The sequence below is a fragment of the Mycobacterium sp. NGS68 genome (assembly GCF_059812195.1).
In genome coordinates this window covers 46,458-50,894 of record NZ_JCALCE010000025.1, presented here as the reverse complement: position 1 = coordinate 50,894, position 4,437 = coordinate 46,458, and the positions used below count along the sequence as shown (strand labels likewise).

Annotated in this window: 1 protein-coding gene; it reads left to right on the top strand. The window is 70.3% G+C overall.

Going from position 1 to position 4,437, the window contains the following annotated elements:
• Positions 1-27: 27 nt before the first annotated feature.
• Complete coding sequence (locus tag AC5Y5V_RS23200; protein ID WP_499940266.1) at positions 28-4,437, top strand: type I polyketide synthase; 4,410 nt, start codon at positions 28-30, stop codon at positions 4,435-4,437.

The window sequence follows — 4,437 nt, the reverse complement described above, 5'->3', positions numbered from 1 at the left end:
ACCTGAAGTACCGAGAGGACAAGACCAGTGAGCATCCCCGACAACGCGATCGCGGTGGTCGGCATGGCCGGCAAATTCCCCGGCGCCAACGACGTTTCGACCTTTTGGAGCAATCTTCGGCGCGGCAAGGAATCCATCGTCACCCTGTCCGAGCAGCAGCTGCGCGACAACGGGGTCAGCGAGCAAACCTTGGCCAACCCGGCGTACGTGCGCCGCGCGCCGCTGCTCGACGCGATCGACGAGTTCGACGCCGAGTTCTTCGGCTTCCCTCCGCTGGCGGCCCAGGTGCTGGACCCGCAACACCGGTTGTTCCTGCAGTGCGCGTGGCACGCGCTCGAGGACGCCGGCTGCGACCCGGCGCGCTTCGACGGCTCGATCGGCGTATACGGAACCAGCTCTCCCAGTGGCTATCTGCTGCACAACCTGCTGTCGCACCGCGACCCGAACGCCGTGCTGGCCGAGGGCCTGAACTTCGACCAGTTCAGCCTGTTCCTGCAGAACGACAAGGACTTCCTGGCCACCCGGATATCGCACGCGTTCAACCTGCGCGGGCCGAGCATCGCGGTGCAGACCGCCTGCTCGTCCTCGCTGGTCGCGGTCCACCTGGCCTGCCTGAGCCTGCTGTCCGGCGAATGCGACATGGCGCTGGCCGGCGGGTCGTCGCTGTGCGTCCCCCATCACGTCGGCTACTTCGTCTCACCCGGATCGATGGTGTCCGCCGTCGGCCACTGCCGGCCCTTCGACGTGCGCGCCGACGGGACGGTCTTCGGTAGCGGCGTCGCGATGCTGGCCCTCAAGCCCCTGCAGGCCGCGCTCGACGCCGGGGACCGCGTGCACGCCGTGATCCGCGGATCGGCGATCAACAACGACGGTTCGGCGAAAATGGGCTACGCGGCGCCCAATCCGGCCGCGCAGGCCGACGTCATCGCGGAGGCCCACGCGGTGGCCGGCGTCGACGCCTCGACCATCAGCTACGTCGAATGCCACGGGACGGGCACCGCGCTGGGCGACCCGATCGAAATCCAGGGCCTCCGAGCGGCATTCGAGGTCTCCGACACGCCCCGTCCCGGCCCGTGCGTGCTGGGCTCGGTGAAGGCGAACATCGGCCACCTGGAGGTCGCCGCCGGCGTCGCCGGCCTGGTCAAGACGATCCTGTGCCTGAAGAACAGGGCCCTGCCCGGCACCCTGCACTACACCAGCCCCAACCCCGAACTGCGGCTGGACCAAAGCCCCTTCGTCGTGCAGAGCAAATACAGCCAATGGGAGTGGGACGGTGTGCTTCGCGCCGGCGTGAGCTCGTTCGGCGTCGGCGGCACCAACGCGCACGTCGTCGTCGAGGAGGCGCCCGCTCATGCACCCGAGCCCGCCCCGGCCGGCCCGCAGGTGCTGCTGCTCTCGGCGCAAACCGCTGCGGCACTGGCGGACTCGCGGGCCGCGCTGGCCAACGCGCTGGAGCGCTCCGACGGCCCGAAGCTGTCCGACGTCGCGCACACCCTGACCCGGCGCCGCAAGCACAAGGTCACGCTGGCCGCCGTCGTGCACGACCGCGAGCACGCGGCCACGGTGCTGCGGGCCGCCGAGCACGACAACGTGTTCGTCGGTGAATCGGCCGACTCCGAGTCAGCCACGGAACGTGTCGTGTTCATGTTCCCCGGCCAGGGGGCCCAGCACGTCGGCATGGCCAAGGGGCTCTACGACAGCGAGCCCGTCTTCACCGAGCACTTCGACGCTTGCGCCGCCGGCTTCCGCGAGGCGATGGGTGTCGATCTGCACAGCGAGATCTTCGGTGGCAACGCCGCGGATCTGGAGCGCATCGACCGCTCGCAGCCGGCGCTGTTCACGGTGGAATACGCGCTCGCGCAACTGGTCGACAGCTACGGGGTGCGCGCCGGGGCGTACATCGGCTACAGCACCGGCGAGTACATCGCGGCCACCCTGGCCGGCGTGTTCGATCTCGACACCGCGATCAAGACGGTGTCGTTGCGGGCCCGCCTGATGCACGAGTCGCCGCCCGGCGCCATGGTCGCGGTCGCGGTGGGCCCGGACGACGTCGCGCAGTACCTGTCGGGCGGTGTCGAGTTGTCCGCGGTGAACGACGCCGGCAACTGCGTGGTCGCCGGCCCCAAGGACGAGATCCGCGCGTTCAGCCAGCGGCTGACCGAGGCGGGCATCCCGGTGCGGCGCGTGCGCGCCACGCACGCGTTCCACACCAGCTCGATGGAACCGATGCTGGCCGAGTTCAAGGAGTTCCTGTCCGGCCAGCAGTTGAAGACCCCGCGCACCCGGCTGCTGAGCAACCTGACCGGGACCTGGCTGACCGACGAGCAGGTGACCGACCCGGAAACCTGGACGCGGCAGATCAGTTCGACGATCCGGTTCGCCGACGAACTCGACGTGGCACTCGCCGAGCCCGGCCGCATCCTGGTCGAGGTCGGACCCGGCGGCAGCCTGAGCGGCTCCGCGATCCGGCACGCGAAATGGCCCAACGGCCACCGCGCGGTCCGGCTGATGCGCCACCCGATCCAGAACGCCGACGACCGCGACACGTTCCTGCGCGCCCTCGGTGAGCTGTGGTCGGCGGGGGTCGAGGTGGACTGGGCGCCGCGGCGCGCCGCGCACCCGCAGCTGGTTTCCCTGCCCGGTTATCCGTTTGCCCGCCAAAAGCATTGGGTCGAACCCAAGCAACGGGTCTGGTCCGCCATCCCCGCCACGACCAACGGCTCACACGTCGGCGCCGCGGCCGGTTCCGCTCCCGCCGCCGGCGCGGCCGGCACCGGTGAGTCGCAGACCGAGGCCACCCTGCACCGCATCTGGACCCAGTGCCTCGGTGTGCCCGAGGTGGATCGCACCGCCAATTTCTTTGACATGGGCGGTGATTCGCTGATGGCGATCAGCATCGCGATGAGCGCGGCGAACGAGGGCCTCTCCATCAGCCCGCAGGACCTCTACGAACACCCCACCCTGGCTTCGCTGTCGCGCGCCGTCGACGCTTCGTTCGCGTCCAGCGGGTTGGCCAAAGCCCCGGAGGCCGAGGCACATCCGGCGGTGCCGCCCAACATCGCCTACTTCCTCGACCGGGGGTTGCGCGACACCGCCCGCTGGCGTGTTCCGCTGATCCTGCGCCTGGACCCGACGGTGGGCGCCGACGACATTCGTGCGGTGCTCACGGCGGTCACCAACCACCACGACGCGCTGCGCCTGCGGCTTGTCGACAACGCCGGCCTGCCCGAGCAGCACATCGAACCGCCGGGCGAGTTCACCCGGCTTTCCACCGCGACGCTGCCCGACGACGGCACCGACGAGCGGGCCGCGGTGTCGCGGATCCTGGCCGAACTGATTGCCGAGCAAGGTGATTCGGCACTGGCCGCGGTACACATCACCGGCGCCGCGGGCGGTCCGCAGTACCTGGGCCTCGCGCTGCACGAGATCGTCACCGACGACGCGACGCGCCAGATTCTGGGGACGGACCTCATCACCGCGTTCGGGCAGCGGCTGGCTGACCAGGAGATCACGCTGGAATCGGTCACCACCGGGTGGCGGGACTGGTCGCTGCGCGCCGCGGCCCTCGCGACCCACCCGGCGGCCCTGGACAGCCGCGCCTACTGGGTCGAGAACGCCAACAAGGTGACGCTGTGGCTGGCTTCGGACGCACCCGACGCCGGCACGCAGCCGCCGACCGCCGACGATCTGACGCGGCTGACGGCGCCGCTGACCGCCGAGCAGACATCGGAGCTCGACGACGCCCGGCGCAGGTTCCGGCGCTCGATCCAGGAGATCCTGCTGGCCGGGCTCGGCCGGGCCATCGCGCAGACGGTCGGCGACGGTGTGGTCGCCGTCGAACTCGAGGGCGAGGGCCGCTCGGTGCTGCGGCCCGACGTCGACGTGCGCCGGACCGTGGGCTGGTTCACGACGTACTACCCGATCCCGCTGGACTGCGTGAAAGGGCAGGGGGCGGCTGCGATTCGGCAGCTGGACGCCGTGCATGACACCCTCAAGTCCGTTCCGCACTACGGCATCGGGTACGGCCTGCTGCGCTACCTCTACGCGCCGACCGGCCGCGTGCTGGGCGCCCAGCGCACACCCGACATCCACTTCCGGTATGCGGGCGTGATCCCGGAAGTGCCGGCCGTCGATGCTCCGGTACAGTTCGACTCCGACATGACGACGCCGGTGCGCGAACCGCTGCCCGGGCTGGGCCATCCGATCGAGCTCCGGGCGTACCGGACCGGCGGCGCACTGCACCTCGACTGGTGGTACGACACCCGCCGGATACCGCAGGCGACGGCCGAGGCTTTGGCGCGCAACTTCCCGGCCGCCCTCAGCGAGCTGATCCAGGAGGGCATCGCGGCCGAGCAGGAGGAGCAGGACGCCAGCGAAATGGTTGGGGCACACGAGGCCGGCGCCCTGGTGGATCTGTCGAGCCTGGACGCCGGCTGA